At 64.2% G+C, this 17,421-nt stretch carries 15 protein-coding genes; 4 read left to right on the forward strand and 11 right to left on the reverse strand.

Features of this window, described 5'->3' with window-relative positions:
* Positions 1–58: 58 nt before the first annotated feature.
* The gene (locus ABD866_RS10275) at positions 59–391 is read left to right on the forward strand and encodes a DUF1840 domain-containing protein (RefSeq protein ID WP_345064239.1); all 333 of its coding nucleotides are present in this window, start codon (positions 59–61) and stop codon (positions 389–391) included.
* Here ABD866_RS10275 and ABD866_RS10280 read toward each other — a convergent pair whose 3' ends face one another.
* The 10 genes from ABD866_RS10280 to ABD866_RS10325 form a co-directional block, all read right to left on the reverse strand.
* Positions 392–1,402: a Bug family tripartite tricarboxylate transporter substrate binding protein gene (locus ABD866_RS10280; protein WP_345064242.1), complete on the reverse strand. Its 1,011-nt coding sequence runs from the start codon at positions 1,400–1,402 to the stop codon at positions 392–394. It abuts the gene before it with no gap.
* A 271-nt stretch (positions 1,403–1,673) separates the two neighbouring features.
* Positions 1,674–2,663, reverse strand: coding sequence for a tripartite tricarboxylate transporter substrate-binding protein (locus ABD866_RS10285; protein ID WP_345064245.1), 990 nt, complete (start codon positions 2,661–2,663; stop codon positions 1,674–1,676).
* A gap of 257 nt (positions 2,664–2,920) precedes the next feature.
* Positions 2,921–4,168, reverse strand: a complete 1,248-nt coding sequence (locus tag ABD866_RS10290; RefSeq protein ID WP_345064248.1) for a phenylacetate--CoA ligase family protein — start codon at positions 4,166–4,168, stop codon at positions 2,921–2,923.
* A gap of 121 nt (positions 4,169–4,289) precedes the next feature.
* Positions 4,290–5,099: an ABC transporter ATP-binding protein gene (locus tag ABD866_RS10295; protein WP_345064251.1), complete on the reverse strand. Its 810-nt coding sequence runs from the start codon at positions 5,097–5,099 to the stop codon at positions 4,290–4,292.
* Between the two features lie 239 nt (positions 5,100–5,338).
* Positions 5,339–6,664 (reverse strand): ABC transporter substrate-binding protein, encoded by a 1,326-nt coding sequence (locus ABD866_RS10300; RefSeq protein ID WP_345064254.1) that lies wholly within the window; start codon positions 6,662–6,664, stop codon positions 5,339–5,341.
* 136 nt (positions 6,665–6,800) lie between these two features.
* A complete protein-coding gene (locus ABD866_RS10305; RefSeq protein WP_345064257.1) occupies positions 6,801–7,877 on the reverse strand; it encodes a branched-chain amino acid ABC transporter permease in 1,077 nt (358 codons plus the stop codon).
* Positions 7,878–7,904: 27 nt separating this feature from the next.
* Complete coding sequence (locus ABD866_RS10310) at positions 7,905–8,834, reverse strand: branched-chain amino acid ABC transporter permease (RefSeq protein ID WP_345064260.1); 930 nt, start codon at positions 8,832–8,834, stop codon at positions 7,905–7,907.
* 16 nt (positions 8,835–8,850) lie between these two features.
* Positions 8,851–9,636: an ABC transporter ATP-binding protein gene (locus ABD866_RS10315; RefSeq protein WP_345064263.1), complete on the reverse strand. Its 786-nt coding sequence runs from the start codon at positions 9,634–9,636 to the stop codon at positions 8,851–8,853.
* Positions 9,637–9,658: 22 nt separating this feature from the next.
* Positions 9,659–11,605: an AMP-dependent synthetase/ligase gene (locus ABD866_RS10320; RefSeq protein ID WP_345064266.1), complete on the reverse strand. Its 1,947-nt coding sequence runs from the start codon at positions 11,603–11,605 to the stop codon at positions 9,659–9,661.
* Between the two features lie 192 nt (positions 11,606–11,797).
* Positions 11,798–13,102 carry an ABC transporter substrate-binding protein gene (locus tag ABD866_RS10325; protein ID WP_345064269.1) on the reverse strand — a complete coding sequence of 435 codons (1,305 nt, stop codon included), beginning with the start codon at positions 13,100–13,102 and terminating at the stop codon, positions 11,798–11,800.
* Positions 13,103–13,138: 36 nt separating this feature from the next.
* On the opposite strand from ABD866_RS10325, the gene ABD866_RS10330 reads away from it, so the two are divergent.
* Complete coding sequence (locus ABD866_RS10330) at positions 13,139–13,882, forward strand: Crp/Fnr family transcriptional regulator (RefSeq protein WP_345064272.1); 744 nt, start codon at positions 13,139–13,141, stop codon at positions 13,880–13,882.
* Positions 13,883–13,903: 21 nt separating this feature from the next.
* Here ABD866_RS10330 and ABD866_RS10335 read toward each other — a convergent pair whose 3' ends face one another.
* Positions 13,904–15,598, reverse strand: coding sequence for a methyl-accepting chemotaxis protein (locus ABD866_RS10335; RefSeq protein ID WP_345064275.1), 1,695 nt, complete (start codon positions 15,596–15,598; stop codon positions 13,904–13,906).
* A 525-nt stretch (positions 15,599–16,123) separates the two neighbouring features.
* On the opposite strand from ABD866_RS10335, the gene ABD866_RS10340 reads away from it, so the two are divergent.
* Both ABD866_RS10340 and ABD866_RS10345 read left to right on the forward strand, forming a co-directional pair.
* Positions 16,124–16,615, forward strand: coding sequence for a methylamine utilization protein (locus ABD866_RS10340; RefSeq protein WP_425549574.1), 492 nt, complete (start codon positions 16,124–16,126; stop codon positions 16,613–16,615).
* The coding region (locus ABD866_RS10345; RefSeq protein ID WP_345064282.1) for a cache domain-containing protein at positions 16,615–17,421 on the forward strand (807 nt) is incomplete at its 3' end. The genes ABD866_RS10340 and ABD866_RS10345, both read left to right, overlap by 1 nt.

Consider the following 17,421-nt stretch of genomic DNA (forward strand, 5'->3'; position numbering starts at 1 on the left):
GCTCCTCATTCGCTACGAATGCGTGATGCCGGCGGTCCGTCACACCTCAGGAAGCGCCATGCTCTACAAGTTCAAATCCCGCGCCGTCGCCGATCTCATCATGCTGGAGCCGCAGGGTCGGCAAATTCTTGAAATCATTGGCAAGACGCCCGGCGCGACTGGCATCGTGACCGTGGCACAGATTCCCGAAGCGATCGCGGCGCTGGAGTCGGCCGTTGCCGCCGAAGAAGCGCGTCGTGCCCAGCAAGCGGCCGACGCCGCCCAGGAAGACGCTGACGAGGTCGAGACCGAGCCGGTCGATGCCGTGCATCTGCGACAGCGCGTGGTGCCCTTCATCGACCTGTTGCGGCGCAGCGCCGCTGAGGGGTACGACGTGGTCTGGGGCGTGTGATCAGTCCACTTTCGCGCCCGACACTTTGACCACTTCGGCCCATTTGCGGTGTTCGGCCTCAATGTGCCGCGCAAATTCGGCCGGGGTGTTGCCGCCCGGCAGTGCGCCCTGGGCCTCCAACCGCTCGCGCAGGGCCGGCGTGGCCAGTGCCTTGGCCGATTCCTGCTGGATGCGCAGCACGATGTCTGCAGGGGTGCCAGCCGGGGCCAGCAGACCGAACCACGAACTGGCTTCGTAGCCCTTGAGGCCCGGGCCCCCGGCCTGTTCGATGGTGGGCACATCGGGCAGTGCGGCCGATCGCTGGGCGCTGGTCACGGCTAGAGCCACCAGCTTGCCCGACTTGATCTGCGGCAGCGCCGAGGGCAGGTTGTCGAACATCACGTCGGCATTGCCACCCACCATGTCCATGAGCGCCGGGGCCGAGCCGCGGTAGGGCATGTGGACCATGTAAGTGCCGGTCATGCTCTTGAACAACTCGCCGGCCAGGTGGATGGACGTGCCATTGCCGCTGGAGGCCATGTTCAAGCGCCCGGGCTGTGCCTTGGCCACCCGGATGAAGTCGGCCACATTAGCGATGCCCAGGCTGCGCGCTTTATCGGCATTGACCACCATCACATTGGGCACAGCGGCCACCAGCGTGATGGGAGCAAAGTCCTTGATCGGGTCGTAGGGCAGGCGGGGGTACAGCGCGCGGTTGATGCCATGCGTGCCCACGGTGCCCATCAGCAGCGTGTAGCCGTCGGGCGCGGCCTTGGCCACCAGCTCGGCGCCCACGTTGCCACCAGCGCCCGCGCGGTTTTCCACCACAAAGCTCTGGCCGAACACGCGGCTGAGCTCGGGCGCCGTCGCGCGCGCCAGGATGTCGGTGGTGCCACCGGGGGCAAAGGGCACCACGATGCGCACGGGTTTGCTGGGCCAAGTGCCGGTCTGCTGCGCATGCGCGGCAGGAATCAGGGCCGACAAGGCCAGGGCAGCGAGCGCGGCGCGGCGACTGCGGGGAAACGGCTTCATGCAAAGGTCCTTTCGTCGTTGGGTGCGTCGCCCCGTTCTACGCGCCCCGCGCCGATCGCTGCAGATGGATAACCCCAACAACGAAAAAGCCGCTGCACCCGGTGGGTACAGCGGCGTCATCTTTGGCGGAGCTTCTTCAAGGGGGCCGCGCCCAGCGCAGGCAGCCGCGCAAGGGCCGCCCCGCCGCGCTGGCTGCGTCCCCTTGCCCGCAACGCGTAGCGTTGCGAGAGCGGGGGGAAGGCGCGCAGCGCCTCAGGGGGGTGTTCCTAGCTCAGTCGGCGTACTGGCCAGCGGCCTTGATGACGGCGCCCCACTTGTCGATTTCGGCCTGCACAAACTTCTTGTGCTCTGCGGGCTCGACGCGCTTGTCGGTGATCACCACCGCACCCAGGCCTTCCTGCTTCTTGATGAACTCGGGGTCCTTCAGAGCGACCTTCAGGGCTTCGTTGATCTTGGTGACCACAGCTGCGGGCGTGCCCTTGGGCGCGTACAGGCCATGCCAGATGCTCACGTTGAAGTCCTTGAGGCCCGATTCGGCCAGCGTGGGCAGATCCTTGAGGGCCGGCGTGGTCAGGCGCTTGGGCGTGGTCACGGCGAAGGCCTTGACCTTCTTGCCTTCGATCTGCGGCGTGGTGTTGGTGGTCTGGTCACACAGCAGGTCGATCTGGCCGCCAATCAGGTCGGTGATGGCAGGCGCTGTGCCCTTGTACGGAACAGCCGTCATGTCCACCTGCAGGGCCGACTGGAACATCAGGCCGCACAGGTGCGACGCGGCACCCAGGCCCGCATTGCCCAGATTGATTTTGCCCTTGTTCTGGTTGATCCAGGTCACCAGCTCCTTGTAGTTGTTGGCCGGCAGCGTGGGGCGACCGATCAGCGTCATCGGCACGTCGTTGATCATGCCCAGGTACTCGAAATCATTGGGCACGCTGAAGGCCAGCTTGCGGTAGAGGGCCGGCATCGTCGACATGGCGATGTGGTTCAGCAGGATGGTGTAGCCATCGGGTGCTGCACGGGCCACGCGGGCCGCACCGATGGAACTGCCGGCACCCGCGGTGTTGTCCACCACCACGGTTGCGCCCAGAGGCTTGCGCAGGGCTTCGGCCAGGTCGCGTGCCACGCGGTCGGTCGGGCCGCCTGCGGCGAAGGGCACGACGATGGTGATCGTCTTGTCCTTGGCCGGGAATTCCTCGGCGGCCTGTGCGCCCAGAGAGAAAGCGACCGCGGCCGCAACGGTTCCGAGTTTCAGCAGTGTTTTCATGGGAGAAGCTCCTGTAAAAGTCGGGCCATGATAGCCACGGGGGGTGGGGGGTGCATTGCGGGTATTACGTAGCAATACGGACAAGGTGGTTTTAATGGTTTGCCTTGCTCGTGCTTATCAAGCAAGCACAAGCAGCTATGAAAATAATAGCAAACCTAGGGTAAGTCCCTGCACCCTCCGGCCGTGCCTTTTCCAGGTAAAACGCCCCGCGGAGGGGCGTTGTCAGTGGGGTGCCACGGTCTGTGGCGGCTGCGCAATCAGCGGTAGCTGCGCGCGTCCTCGATCACCTTGCCGTCGTTGGGCAGCGTGCCGGGCAGGACCATCTCCACCTCGCCGCGCAGTTTGGTCACATCGCGGATCGCATCGGCGATTTGCAGCGCCAGGCCTTCGGCGGTTTCGCGGGTTTCGACGCGCAGCACCATCTGGTCATTGGCCATCTCGCCGCTCACCACCAGGCGGGCCCGCAGCACCTGCGGAAAGCGCCGCGCAATCGTGGCCACCTGGCCCGGGTGCACAAACATGCCGCGCACCTTGGTGGTCTGGTCGGCCCGGCCCATCCAGCCCTTGATGCGGGTGTTGCTGCGGCCGGTGGGGCAGGTGCCCGGCAGCACGGCCGACAGGTCGCCCGTGCCAAAGCGGATCAGCGGGTAGTCGCGGTTCAGCGTGGTCACCACGAGTTCGCCCACTTCCCCCTCGGGCACCGGGTCGCCGGTGCCCGGGCGGACGATCTCGACGATCACGCCCTCGTCCAGCACCAGGCCTTCGCGGGCGCTGGTTTCGTAGGCGATCAGCCCCAGATCGGCCGTTGCATAGCACTGGTAGCCCGCGATGCCGCGCTCGGCAAACCAGTCGCGCAGCGATGGCGGAAAGGCCTCGCCCGAGACCAGCGCCTTGGTCAGGCTGGGCAGGGCCACGCCGAGTTCGGCCGCCTTTTCCACCAGGATCTTGAGGAAGCTGGGGGTGCCGATGTAGCCCGCGGGCCGCAGTTCGGCCATGGCCTGTACCTGCTGCTCGCTTTGGCCCGTGCCGCCGGGGAACACCGAGCAGCCGATGGCATGCGCTCCGGTTTCCATCATCGAGCCAGCGGGCACGAAGTGGTAGGAAAAGCTGTTGTGGATCAGCTCCCCCGGCCGGAAGCCCGCCGCATAGATGGCACGGGCCATGCGCCAGTAATCGCGGCGCGTTCCCTCGGGCTCGTAGATCGTGCCCGGGCTGGCGAACACGCGAGGCATCGCGGCGCCGAATCCAATGGCGCTGAAGCCGCCGAAGGGGCTGGTCGCGCGGTGGGCCTGCTGCCGCTCCAGCAGTTCGTACTTGCGGGTGACGGGCAGGCGTGCCAGGGCCTCGCGGCTGCTGACCGCGGTCGGGTCCACGCTGGCGAGGATTTCGGCAAATGCCGGAGACGCCGCGCGGGCGTGCGCCACCTGGGCGGGTAGGGCTGCCAGGAGTTCGGCTTCACGCTGGTCGGGGCTGCGCGTTTCCAGGTCGTCGTAGAACGTGGTCATGCCCGGGGTTCCTCTGCGGTTGTCGGATGGAGTGGGCCCGGGGCGCCCGTACGAACGGGCGGCCAGGCGGTGGGTTCAGGAGAGACGGTGCGCGGTGCGCTCGATGCGCGCGCTGGCCATCTCAGGCCAGCCAGCGCTTGCGGCGCTTGTAGCTCTTGACGTCGCGGAAGCTCTTGCGCTCGCTGCCGCCCATACCGAGGTAGAACTCCTTGACGTCCTCGTTGCTGGCCAGGTCCGAAGCCGCGCCGTCCATCACGATGCGACCGCTTTCCATGATGTAGCCGTAGTCGGCGTACTTCAAGGCCATGTTGGTGTTCTGCTCGGCCAGCAGGAAGGTGACCTTCTCCTTGGTGTTGAGGTCTTTCACGATGTTGAACACCTCCTCGACGATCTGGGGCGCCAGGCCCATCGAGGGCTCGTCGAGCAGCACCATGCTGGGGTTGGCCATGAGCGCGCGGCCGATGGCGCACATCTGCTGCTCGCCGCCCGAGGTGTAGGCCGCCTGGCTGGTGCGGCGCGTCTTGAGGCGCGGAAAGTAGTTGTAGACCTTCTCCAGATTGGCCGCGATCTCCCCCTTGTCGCTGCGCGTGTAGGAGCCGGTCATCAGGTTCTCTTCAATGGTCAGGTGGGCGAAGCAGTGGCGTCCTTCCATCACCTGCACCACCCCGCGCTTCACCAGGTCGGCGGGGGAGAGGTTTTCAATGCGCTCGCCGCGCAGCTCAATGCTGCCCTTGGTGACTTCGCCACGTTCGCCCTTGAGCAGGTTGGACACCGCCCGCAGCGTGGTCGTCTTGCCCGCGCCGTTGCCGCCCAGGATGGCGACGATGCCGCCCTCGGGCACCTGCAGCGAGACACCCTTGAGCACGAGGATCACGTGGTTGTAGATGACCTCGATGCCGTTGACGTTCAGAACGATTTTTTGAGAGTCCATGGTGTTGCCTTCGCTGTGCCAATCCAAAAAGTTGCTGCAGAGGCAACTCTTTGGATTGGCGGCTGCTCACAAAAATGGAGCAACCGCTTCGTCACCGGCCGTTGATACGGTCGCCGCCCAATGCCTGGGCCACCGTGCAAGGGCCGCCCCGCCGCACCGGTGGCGTCCCCCTTCCCGAATCGCGCAGCGATTCGAGAGAAGGGGGAAGGCGCGTCAGCGCCTCAGGGGGATGTACCGAATCACGACTGGCAGTCTTCCGGCGTGCGCGGCGTGAGCTTCTTCTCGGCGGCGTACTTGGCCGCGGTGGCCTTCACGAGCGGCTTGATGATCTGCTCGTCGGCCTGCAGCCAGTCGGAGGTGAACTTCCAGCCCTTGCCGTCCCAGGTGTGGATACGGGCCCAGGCGGCGCCCATGTGGTCGGTGCACGAGGTGCTGATCGGGCGCATCACACCTGCGAAGCCCAGCGCATCCAGCTTGGGTTGCGTGAGGTTCAGGTTCTCCAGGCCCCAGCGCACCTGCTCGCCGGTCATGACCTTGCCCTTGCCAAAGCGCTCTTGTGCTGCGCGGATGCCTTCAACGCCCAGCATGGCGCTCATGGCGCCGCGCATGTAGAGCACTTGGCCCACTTCGTCCTTCGGACCCGTGCCCTGGCCCTTGTCGTGCACCATGGCCAGAATGTCCTTGACCACCTTCGACTGCGGCTCGGCACCGTGCTGCATGGTCACGGCGTTGTAGCCCTTGGCGCCATCGGCCACATCCTTCACATCGGGCTCTGCGCCGGCCCACCACACGCCGTACATCTTCTCGCGCGGGTAGCCGGTGGCCTGGGCTTCCTTGATGGCGGTGGAGTTCATCACGCCCCAGCCCCACAGCACCACGTAGTCGGGGCGCGCTTGGCGAATCTGCAGCCAGGTCGCCTTCTGCTCCACACCGGGCGACGTGACGGGCAGCATCTGCAGGTCAAAGCCGTGCATCTTCGAGCGTTCCTGCAGCAGCGGGATCGGCTCCTTGCCAAACGGGCTGTCGTGGTAGATCAGGGCGATCTTCTTGCCCTTGAGCTTGTCCAGGCCGCCTTCCTTCTTGGCAATGGCCTGGATGATCACGTCGCTGGCCACCCAGTAGGTGCCGGCGATCGGGAAGTTCCACTTGAACACCGAGCCGTCGGCGCTTTCCGAACGGCCGTAACCGATGGTCACCACCGGAATCTTGTCGGCCGGGGCCTTTTCGGTAATGGCGAATGTAGCGCCCGTGGACAGCGGCTGCACGAAAGACGCACCCTTGCCCTTCAGGCGCTCGTAGCACTCCACGCTGCGGGCCGTGTCGTAGCCGGTTTCGCACTCTTCGAACGACAGCTTCACGCCGTTGATGCCGCCGCGGGCGTTGACGAGCTTGAGGTAGTCCACGAAGCCATTGGCCCAGGGCGCACCGTTGGGCGCGAATGGCCCGGTGCGGTAGGACAGCACGGGGATGTACTGCTCCTTGGCCTGGGCGTGGGCGCTGGTGGACAGCACGGACATGCCGGCGGCCAGGGCGGCCACGGCGATCACAACATTGCGAAGCTTCATGGTTGTCTCCGGTGGGTTAAAAGTTGAAGCGTGAGGGGCTTTGGGCTTTTCATTCAACGTACAAACGGTGCGCAGCGCATCGGTGTAAGCGAGCAAGCCTCTGTGGGTATCGCGGGGTGTGCGCGTGTGGAGGGAATCAGTGCGGGAAGGGCCACAGGCGCAGCTTCTGCTTGGCGATGGACCAGAGCTTGGCAAGGCCATGCGGCTCAACAATCAGGAACCACACGATCAGCGCGCCAAAGATCATGAATTCGGCGTGCACGATGGCGGCCGTGGAGATGGTCAGGCCGAACAGCCCGGCCAGCGCCGGCAGGAACTGGTTGAGCGCAATCGGCAGCACCACGATGAACGCAGCGCCAAAGAAGCTGCCCATGATGGAGCCCAGTCCGCCGATGATCACCATGAACAGCAGGCGGAAGGACATGTCCACCGAGAACGCGCCCGGCTCCCAGGAGCCCAGGTACACGAAGGCCCAGAGCGCGCCTGCCACACCGATGATGAAGGAGCTCACGGCAAACGCGCTGAGCTTGGCGTACATGGGGCGAATGCCGATCACTGACGCGGCCACGTCCATGTCGCGGATGGCCATCCACTCACGGCCGATCGCGCCGCGCACCAGGTTCTTGGCCAGCAGAGCCATCACCACCAGCACGGACAAGCAGAACAGATACTTGCTGGTGGCGGTGTCGATCGGCAGACCAAACACCTGCAGGTTGGCAACCGAGACCGACCCCGATGGCGTGTCCAGCGTGAACCACTTGATGCGCAGAAACATCCAGTCGGCGAAGAACTGTGCGGCCAGTGTGGCCACGGCCAGGTACAGCCCCTTGACGCGCAGGCTGGGCAACCCGAACAGGATGCCGAAGAACGTGGCGCACAGCCCACCCAGCAGCAAAGCAGGAATCAGGGGCAAGCCATCCAGGCGCACGAAGAAGTTGTAGGCCCCGTATGCGCCGACAGCCATGAAGGCGCCCGAGCCCAGCGAGATCTGGCCGCAGTAGCCCACGAGGATGTTCACTCCGAGGGCTGCCAGCGACATGATCACCAGCGGGATCAGGATGGCGCGGAAGAGGTAGTCGCTGGCCAGCATGGGCACAGCGATGAACGCCACGGCCAGCAGCAGCGCAATGGCGATGCGGTCCTGTGCGATCGGAAAGATCTGCTGGTCGGCCCGGTAGCTGGTCTTGAACTGGCCGTTTTCGCGGTAGATCATGAAAGTCTCCTGTGTTCTTGTTCTGCGTTAGACGCGATCGATGATCTTTTCCCCGAAGAGACCTTGGGGTCTGAACAGCAGGAACACCAGCGCCAGTGCGTAGGCAAACCAGATTTCAATGCCACCGCCGACGTAGGGGCCGAGGTACACCTCGGAGAGCTTTTCGCCCACGCCGATGATCAGTCCGCCGATGATGGCGCCGGGTACCGAGGTCAGACCACCCAGAATGACCACCGGCAGTGCCCGCAGCGCCACCGTGGCCAGTGAGAACTGCACCCCCAGCTTGCTGCCCCAGATCATCCCGGCCACCAACGCCACGACACCCGCCACGCACCAAACGATGACCCAGATGCGGTTGAGCGGGATCCCGATGGACTGGGCCGCCTGGTGGTCGTCGGCCACGGCGCGCAGCGCGCGGCCGGTGCTGGTCTTCTGGAAGAAGATGGACAGGGCCACCACCAGCGTGGCGGCAATCGCGGCGGCGATCACGTCTTCCTTGTTGATCAGGATGCCGCCCTGAAAGACGTTCTCGAACGCGAACATCGGATCCTTGGGCATACCGATGTCGATCTTGTAGATGTCGCTGCCGAAGATCGTCTGGCCCACACCTTCGAGGAAGTAGGTGATGCCCAGCGTGGCCATGAGCAGCGTGGCGCCTTCCTGGTTCACCAGATGGCGCAGCACCAGCCGCTCAATCAGCCAGGCCACGACAAACATCACGGCCCCGGCCAGCACGAATGCGATCAGGTTGGCGACGATCTTGTTGTCGATGCCGATCCAACCTGGCACCCATTCGGCGAAGCGGGCCATGGCCAGAGCCGCGAACAGCACCATCGCGCCCTGGGCGAAGTTGAACACGCCAGAAGCCTTGTAAATCAGCACAAAGCCCAGCGCGACCAGCGAATACAGCATGCCCGCCATGAGGCCGCCGATGAGGGTTTCGAGAAAGAATGCCATGGGGTTCTCCGTGCGGTCAGTGCGAGGTGCCCAGGTAGGCCCGGATCACGTCTTCATTGCTGCGCACCTCGTCGGGGGTGCCGTCGCCGATCTTCTTGCCGTAGTCGAGCACCACGACGCGATCGGAGATGTCCATCACCACGCCCATGTCGTGCTCGATCAGCACGATGGTGGTGCCGAACTCGTCGTTCACGTCGAGGATGAAGCGGCACATGTCCTGCTTTTCTTCGACGTTCATGCCCGCCATCGGCTCGTCCAGCAGCAGCACCTGCGGCTCCATGGCCAGCGCCCGGCCGAGGTCCACACGCTTTTGAAGACCGTAGGGCAACTGGCCCACAGGCGTCTTGCGGAAGGCCTGGATTTCAAGGAAGTCGATGATGCGTTCGACTTTTTCGCGGTGCGCGATCTCTTCCCGTTCTGCCGGCCCCCAGCGAAGCGCCTGCAGGAACAGGTTGCTTTTGATCTTGAGGTTGCGGCCGGTCATGATGTTGTCGATCACGCTCATGCCCTTGAACAGCGCCAGGTTCTGGAAGGTGCGCGCCACGCCCATCTCGGCCACCTGGCGCGAGTTCATGTGTGCAAAGGTCTTGCCACGGAACATGATCGAGCCTTCAGACGGCGTGTACACGCCGTTGATGCAGTTGAGCATGGAACTCTTGCCTGCGCCATTGGGGCCGATGATCGCGCGGATCTCGTGCTCGCGAACGTTGAAGCTGATGTCGGTGAGCGCCTTGACGCCGCCGAACCTGAGGCTGATGTTCTTGACGTCGAGGATGACGTCACCGATCTTCTTGGAGGTCATGGATGCGGGTCCCCGGGGGTGGTCAGGCGGCGTTCTGCACCGGCGCGAAGGTCTTGGCGTCCGACAGCTTCAGCGTGGCGCTCACGCTGCCAGTGCGGCCGTCCTCGAACTTGACCTGTGTCTCGATGTACTGCTCGCTGCGGCCTGCGTACAAGGCCTCGACGAGCACGCCATACTTTTCAGCAATGAAGCCTCGGCGGACCTTGTTGGTGCGCGTGAGTTCGCCGTCGTCGGCATCCAACTCCTTGTGCAGCACCAGGAAGCGATGGATCTGGCTGCCAGCGAGCATCGCGTCCGCTGCAAGGTCGGCATTGACCTTCTCCACGCAGTCGCGGATGAGTTCGTAGACCTCAGGCTTTCCGGCCAGGTCGGTGTAACCGGCATAGGGCAGGTTGCGGCGCTCGGCCCAGTTGCCCACTGCGTCGAAGTCGATGTTGAGCATCACGCACACGCGGTCACGGCCATCGCCCAGGGCCACCGCTTCCTTGATGTGCGGGAAGAACTTCAGCTTGTTCTCCACGTACTTCGGAGCGAACATCGCACCATCGTTGGCGCCTCCCTTGAGTCGGCCTACGTCTTTCACGCGGTCGATGATCTTGAGGTGTCCGTGTGCATCCAGGAAGCCAGCATCGCTGGTGTGATACCAGCCATCGGCGGTGAGCACCTCTGCCGTGGCCTTGGGGTTCTTGTAATACTCCTTGAGCAGCCCGGGCGACTTGACCAGGATCTCGCCGTTGTCGGCGAGCTTGATCTCCACACCCTTGCAAGGCACGCCCACCGTATCGGCGCGTGCTTCGTGATCAGGCTGCAGGCATACGAACACCGCGGTTTCGGTGGAGCCGTAGAGCTGCTTGAGGTTGATGCCGATGGAGCGGTAGAACGTGAACAGATCGGGACCGATGGCCTCGCCTGCCGTGTAGGCCACGCGCACCCGTGAGAACCCGAGGGTGTTGCGCAGCGGGCCATACACCAGCAGGTCTCCCAGCGCGTACTTCATGCGGTCTAGAAGACCCACCGACTGACCATCCATCAGCGCCGGGCCCACCCGCCGTGCCACGGCCATGCAGGCATGGAACATCTTGCGTTTGAGCAGACCTGCGTCTTCCATTCGAATCATCACGCTGGTCAGCAGGCCTTCGAAAACCCGTGGTGGCGCAAAGTAGTAGGTGGGGCCCACCTCCTTGAGGTCGATAGTGACCGTGCTGGCCGATTCGGGGCAGTTCACGACATAGCCACATGCCAGCCACTGTGCGTACGAGAAGATGTTCTGGCCGATCCATGCCGGCGGCAGATAGGCAAGCACTTCTTCGCCGCTGGTCAAGCGGTCGAACTCGGCCCCTGCTGCCGCCCGGTCTAGCAGCGTGGCATGGGTATGCACCACGCCTTTGGGATTGCCTGTAGTGCCAGACGTGAAGAACATGGCCGCCACATCGCCAGGGGCTGCCTTGCCCACCTCGTCTCGGAACCACTGGGGATGCTGGCGGACGAAGGCCTGTCCGTTTGCGATGAGCGCGTCCAAGGACGCAAGTCCCTGTTCGTTGTAGTTGCGCAGTCCACGCGGGTCATCAAAGTAGATATTCGAGACCTGCGGGCATTGCTCGCGGATTTCGAGCATTTTGTCCACTTGCTCCTGGTCTTCCACCAGGCAAAAGCGCACCTCTGCGTTGTTGAGCGGGAAGATGCATTCGGCTGCTACGGCATCTTGGTACAGCGGAACGGGAATGGCCCCCAAGGCCTGTGCGGCGAGCATGGTGGCGTACAGGCGCGGGCGGTTCGCACCGATCACGACCATGTGCTCATGCCGCTTCAGGCCGGCCTGGTGAAGGCCCGCGGCTACGTGCTCGACGAGCAGCGCCAGTTCGGCCCAGGTATGTGTCTGCCAGATGCCATATTCTTTTTCGCGCAAGGCTGCCGCGGTCGGGCGCTCGGCAGCGTGCTTGAGCAGCAGTTGCGGGAACGTGGTCTTCATTCCGGTTCCTAGTGAAGTGAGAGGGACAATCGGGTGGCAGCCCGGCACGCGGCATACCAGCCACGCGTTCATTGAATGCTAGGGGTGACTTTGACGTCGATCTGTCTTTGCGACGACAATTTCCGGGTTAGTCCTCGTCAGGTAAAACCCTGTGCTGTCGTGTGGGTACGTGCAAGCGGTGTGTAAGCCGCGTTAGCGCAGGAATCGCCCCTCACGCCCGACGAGCGTGAGTTCCACAAAGCGTGAAGCGTTGCGCTCTGGCGTGGTGGCCTGGATTTCGAAGCCGCCAAGGTCCCACTTGCGCAGGCTCCATGTGGCATCAATGAATGCGGAGCGGCTAGGGTTGCGGCCTGCTCGTTGCAGGGCTTCGGCGAAGACCCGCGCGTTGATGTAGCCCTCAAGTGCGAGGTGGGAGGCCTCCACGTTGGTGCCCAGGGCCTTCCAGGCCTGCTGGAACTCGCGCACGACCGGAGTCACCGCATTGGTGGGCAGGGGCACGACCTGCGAGATCGCCATGCCGGTGGCGTCTGCTCCGAGCGCCTTCACCGTCGCTTGGGTGCCCATCACCGAAAGCGCGTAGAGCGTGACCCCGCGACGTTGCGCCCGAAAGGCTCTCACAAAGTCGAGGGTGGGTTTGCCAGCGAGCCCCACGATCACGGCCTCAGGGTCGGCGCTGGCCAGCCGGCTGGCTGCGGCTGCGGCGTCGGATGCGTCGCTCTCGACCGTTGCGGTCGTGGCTTCTGGCAATTTCAGGCGCGCCATCAATTGCTGCGCGGCGGTGAACACCTCTTTGCCGAAGGCATTGTTTTGGTAGACGATGCCGATGCGGCGTGTGCCGATGGTGTCCAAGTGCTGCACGATCTTTTCGGCTTCGTCTGGGTAGCTGGCTCGGATGTTGAATACATTGCGCGCGTTGGGCACACGGCTGACCAGCGCGCCGGTAAAGGGCGCGAAGAACGGCAATCCGCTGTCCAGTACCTTGGGCAGCATGGCCGCGATCATGGGGGTGCCCATGCAGTTGAATAGCGCAAAGATGTCCTTGTCTGCCATCAGGCGGTCGACGTTCGCCACGGCCTTGGGCACTTCGTAGGCGTCATCGAGCGTGACCAGCTCGATCGGACGCCCGTAGACACCCGCGCGTGCATTCAGCGCGGCAAATGCCGCCTTGGCGCCCAGGTGCATGGCCGTGCCCAGGTCGGCCAGCGGGCCTGTGAGCGCGATCGACTGACCGATGCGCAGCGGGGCGTCCTGTGCGATTGCGCGTCCCGCCGCCCACAGGGGCAATGCCGCGCCAGCCGTCAGCACCCTGCGGCGCGATACCAAGGCTTGTTGGGACGGCAGGCTGTGTTCGGTGGATCGGTACGAGGGCGGGCGTTGAAAAGGCATGACACGGTCTCCGATGCGCGAGCGTGATCGCTCTGTCGGGTCGCATCTTCCGGCGAGAAATGGAAGCAATCTGTCTTTGCGCCGACAATTGGAATCGTGGTATTCCCGCATCGGCGCCCTTCGCGGGCGGCGATAAGGTCACGCGCCATGACCCAGGATCTCTCCTTGCACCAGCGCCGCCGTCCTCCCTCTGTCGAGGAATTGCAGGGCATTCCTTGGCTACCGCTGTTACAGCCTGTCGAGCGCGAGCGGGCCTTGGCCTCGCTGGTGGTCGGAGATGCGCTGGCCGGCGACTATGTGTGCCGCGTAGGGCGCTCCGTGACGTATTGGTTCGGGGTGGTGGAGGGCTTGCTCAAGATGAGCAGTGACAACGCCCAAGGCCAGACCATGACCTTCACCGGTGTTCCTCCCGGAGGCTGGTTTGGCGAAGGCACGGCGCTCAAGCGCGAGCCCTATCGCTACAACATTCAGGCCTTGCGCAGGAGTGTCGTAGCCGGTTTGCCCATTGACACATTCCACTGGCTGCTCGATCACTCGCTCGGATTCAACCGCTTCGTGATGAATCAGCTCAACGAGCGCCTGGGACAGTTCATCGCAGCCCGAGAGATCGACCGCCTGGGCAATCCGGATGTGCGGGTCGCTCGCAGTCTGGCGGCGCTGTTCAACCCTGTGCTCTATCCTGGCGTGGGTGAGGTGCTGCGCATTACACAGCAGGAGCTGGCCTATTTGGTGGGGCTGTCCCGGCAGCGGGTGAACGAAGCGCTGGCAGCGCTTCAAGAGCAGGGCGCCATCCGCGTGGAATATGGAGGGCTGAGAGTGCTTGATCTTGCTGCATTGCGATCGAGCGGCTTTCAACTGGCCCGGCTGCAACTGCCGTCGCAGGCGGCCTGAAGCCGCCCTGGCGTAGGTGGGTCAGGAGCGGGGCAGGGCGCGAGGAGCGCTGCCCAGGGCTCGGGGCGCCATGGCGGCCGACACGGCAGGCGATGGCGCCTGTGTGTCTGGTGGCGTCCAGTCGCGGTCGTCTTCGTGATTTCGGGTCAGTCTGAAGTTCCCCACGATCTGCGTGAGCCGACCTGCTTGGTCTTTCAGGCTCTCTGCCGCGGCAGCGCCTTCTTCCACCAGTGCGGCATTCTGTTGGGTCATCTCTTCCAGCGTGTTCACCGAGCGACTGACCTCGCCAATGCGCTGGCTTTGTTCCTGCGTAGCCGCCGTGATTTCGCCCATGATCTGAGACACGTGGCGCACCGAACCTACCAGGTCCTCGATGGTCTTGCCGGCATGCTGTACCAGCGTTCCGCCTTGTTCGACCTGCTCCACGCTGGCCTGGATCAGTGCCTTGATCTCGCGTGCGGCGGTGGCGGCTCGACCGGCCAGGTTGCGCACCTCGCCCGCCACGACTGCAAAACCACGTCCTTGTTCGCCCGCGCGGGCCGCTTCAACAGCCGCGTTGAGCGCGAGAATGTTGGTCTGGAAAGCGATTCCGTCGATCACGCCGATGATGTCAGCGATCTTGCGCGAGCTGCCGCTGATGGTGTCCATGGTCTGCACCACCTGGTGCACCACTTCACCGCCGCGCGTCGCGGCCTGCGAGGCGCTGGCAGCCAACCGATTGGCCTGTTGCGCGGATTCGGCGCTCTGCACCACGGTGCTGGTGAGGTCGGCCAGCGCCGAAGCCGCACCCTGCAGGTTGTGCGAGGTGGTCTCGGTTCGCTGGCTCAGGTCGAAGTTGCCAGACGCCACCTCAGAGCTGGCCACCAGGATCGAGTCGGACGTTTCGCTGATCTCACCCACCAACGAGCGCAGCCGTTCCTGCATGGCGGCAATGGCGTCGAGCAGGCGCCCTGTCTCGTCGTGAATGCGCACCTCAATCTGTGACGTCAGGTCGCCGCGCGCGATGCGCTCGGCCACCACCACGGCGCGGCCGATTGGCTGCGTGATGCTGGCGGTGATGCGCCAGGCAATCAGCATGCCCAGGCCCAAGGCCAAAGCCACCAGCGTCCCGCTGGTCCACCGGGCCCGCGACTGGGTACGCTCGGCGCTGGCCACTGCCTCTGCGTTGAGACTGTTCTGCAGGTCGATCAGTTCAGAAAGCTTGCCACGCCACGATGCCTCAATGGGCGCTACCCGGGTCATCAGTGCGAGGGTCGCGCTGACCGTGTCTCCGTCGTCTGCGGCCTTGATGGCCGTTTCCAGCTCGGGGCGTGTTTTGCGGGCCAACGCCTGGATCTCGCTGAACAGCTGTGTTTGCGCTGCCGTCGCCTCACCGCGTGACAGGAGGTCGGCCAGGGCTGTTTCCTGTTGAGCGTACTGCTGCAGCGTCTTGCCGACAGCCTCGATCTGCACCCGTGCCTGCTTGGAGTCAATGTCGTTGAGCATCGCCGCAGAGCGGCCCTGTAGCCCCATGGCGCTGACCGTTTCCAACATCTGGTTGACCAGCTTGGCTTTCGCGGCACCCTGTACAGCGATTTCCTGCATCTGGGCTTGCACCCGGTTGTTGGCCACTAGCCCGACCGCGGCCACCGCCATGAGCAAGACCAGCATGCAGCCAAAGCCCAGGCGCAGGCGGGTGGAGATCGACATCGAATGCAGTGCTGCGGTGAGGGCCATGGGCGTTCCTCTGGAAATATGGACAGGCGTGTGCTGCAAGAATCGGGCCGTACTGCTCTCTCATAAGCCGCTGGTCTGCGCAATCGCTGGGGCAGTGTAGGGACAAACGCCTTGGTGCGGCATGTGGCTTTGCCATGGGGTCATGCACAGGTCACATGACCTATTGTTACCAAATATTTCTCATCGTGCTTGGGGCTTTTGCGTGGCCGCGACAGCTTGCACCGTCACAAGGCGGCACGATGACCAGACTTCCTGCATCCCAGAGGCGGCGCTTGCGGTATAAAACCACACGCCCATCCGGTAAGAGGAGCCCATATGGCGACACAAAACACTACAACTTGGGGGCGATGCGGCCCAGCCACGCAGCATGCCGAGCCCGATGTGTCCGAGGGGCTTCCGAAACGAGGTCCCCGGGGGCGTAAGCGTTGGCTCGCGGCATTGGCGGCCTGGGCTGGGACGTCGGCGTTCGCTGGCACCGTCACGGTTGAGGTGGCGGATGCCACGGGAAAGCCCCTGTCGGATGCCGTGGTGTTTCTCGAGTCGTCCGATGCGCGCAAGCTGGTGCGGCCCATGCCGGCGCAAGAGATTGCGCAAGAAAAGCGCCAGTTCCTCCCGGGTGTGCTTGCGATCACGGTCGGCACTGAGGTGCAGTTTCCCAACCGGGACTCCATTCGCCACCACGTCTACTCCTTTTCGCCTGCGAAGAAATTCGAACTCAAGCTCTACACCGGACGCCCGGCCAACCCGGTGGTCTTTGATCAACCTGGCGTGGTGGTACTGGGATGCAACATCCATGACCAGATGGTCGGCTGGGTGGTGGTAGTCGACACGCCCTACTTGGGCCAGTCGTCTGCCAGTGGTCAAGCATCCCTGACAGGTGTTTCGCCTGGCACCTACAAGCTGCGCAGCTGGCACGCCCGGCTTCCAGTGGGGGCGCCTGCGCAGGAGCAGAGCCTGGTGGTGCCTCCCTCTGGTGACGTGAAGGCGGTCGTGCGCATGGCGGGGCTCGCGCCTTGATGTGGCGTCTTGTCCAGCGCAGCCTGATTCTGCGTCTGATCGGGATTTCGCTGCTGCTGCTGCTGCTCGTGCAGGCCGCAGGCTTCACCGTGGTGCGGGCCTCTATTGAGCGCAATGCCCGAACCCAGATCGCGCGCGAGCTGGACATCGATGAGAACGTGTGGAAACGGTTGCTGGCACAGAACGCCGAGCAGCTCCGGCAAAGCTCGGCCTTGCTTGCAGCGGACTACGGCTTTCGTTCAGCCATCAATTCGGACGACCGCGAAACCATACAGTCGGTTCTCGAGAACCACGGCAGTCGCATTGGCGCTGCCGTTACCGCAGTGCTCGACACGCAGCTGGCGTTGCAGGCGGTCAGCGTTCAGCTGGACGAGGCGGCCTTCCGTGCCCTGGCGGCGCCGCTTGCCGCACGGCTGGCAGCAGCGCCGCAAGCCAGCGAGATGGTCGTGATATCGGGGCTGCCCTACCAGTTTGTGATGGTGCCCATGCGTGCGCCGGTGGTCATCGGCTGGGTGCTGATGGGATTTCCTGTGGACCAGCGGCTGGCCGACGAAATGCGCCAGTTGCTTGGCGTGCATGTGGCGCTGCGCGTGCGAACGGCCGAGCAGCCTTGGGCGGTGCCGGTTTCGACGCTGCCTGCACAGCTGCTGGGCGCGGTCGGGCGTCAGGCCGATGCGGTGCAGGAGATGAGCACCCCAGAGGGCAGTTTGCTGGCACGGGTGGTGCAGCAGCCCAGTCTGGGCGGCGAGGTGGAAACCCTGGTGCTGCGCTCGGTCGAAACCGTGGTGGCGCCTTATCGGGCGCTG

Origin of the sequence: Acidovorax lacteus (genome assembly GCF_039540375.1) — a bacterium.
Classification (GTDB): Bacteria; Pseudomonadota; Gammaproteobacteria; order Burkholderiales; family Burkholderiaceae_C; genus Acidovorax_G; species Acidovorax_G lacteus.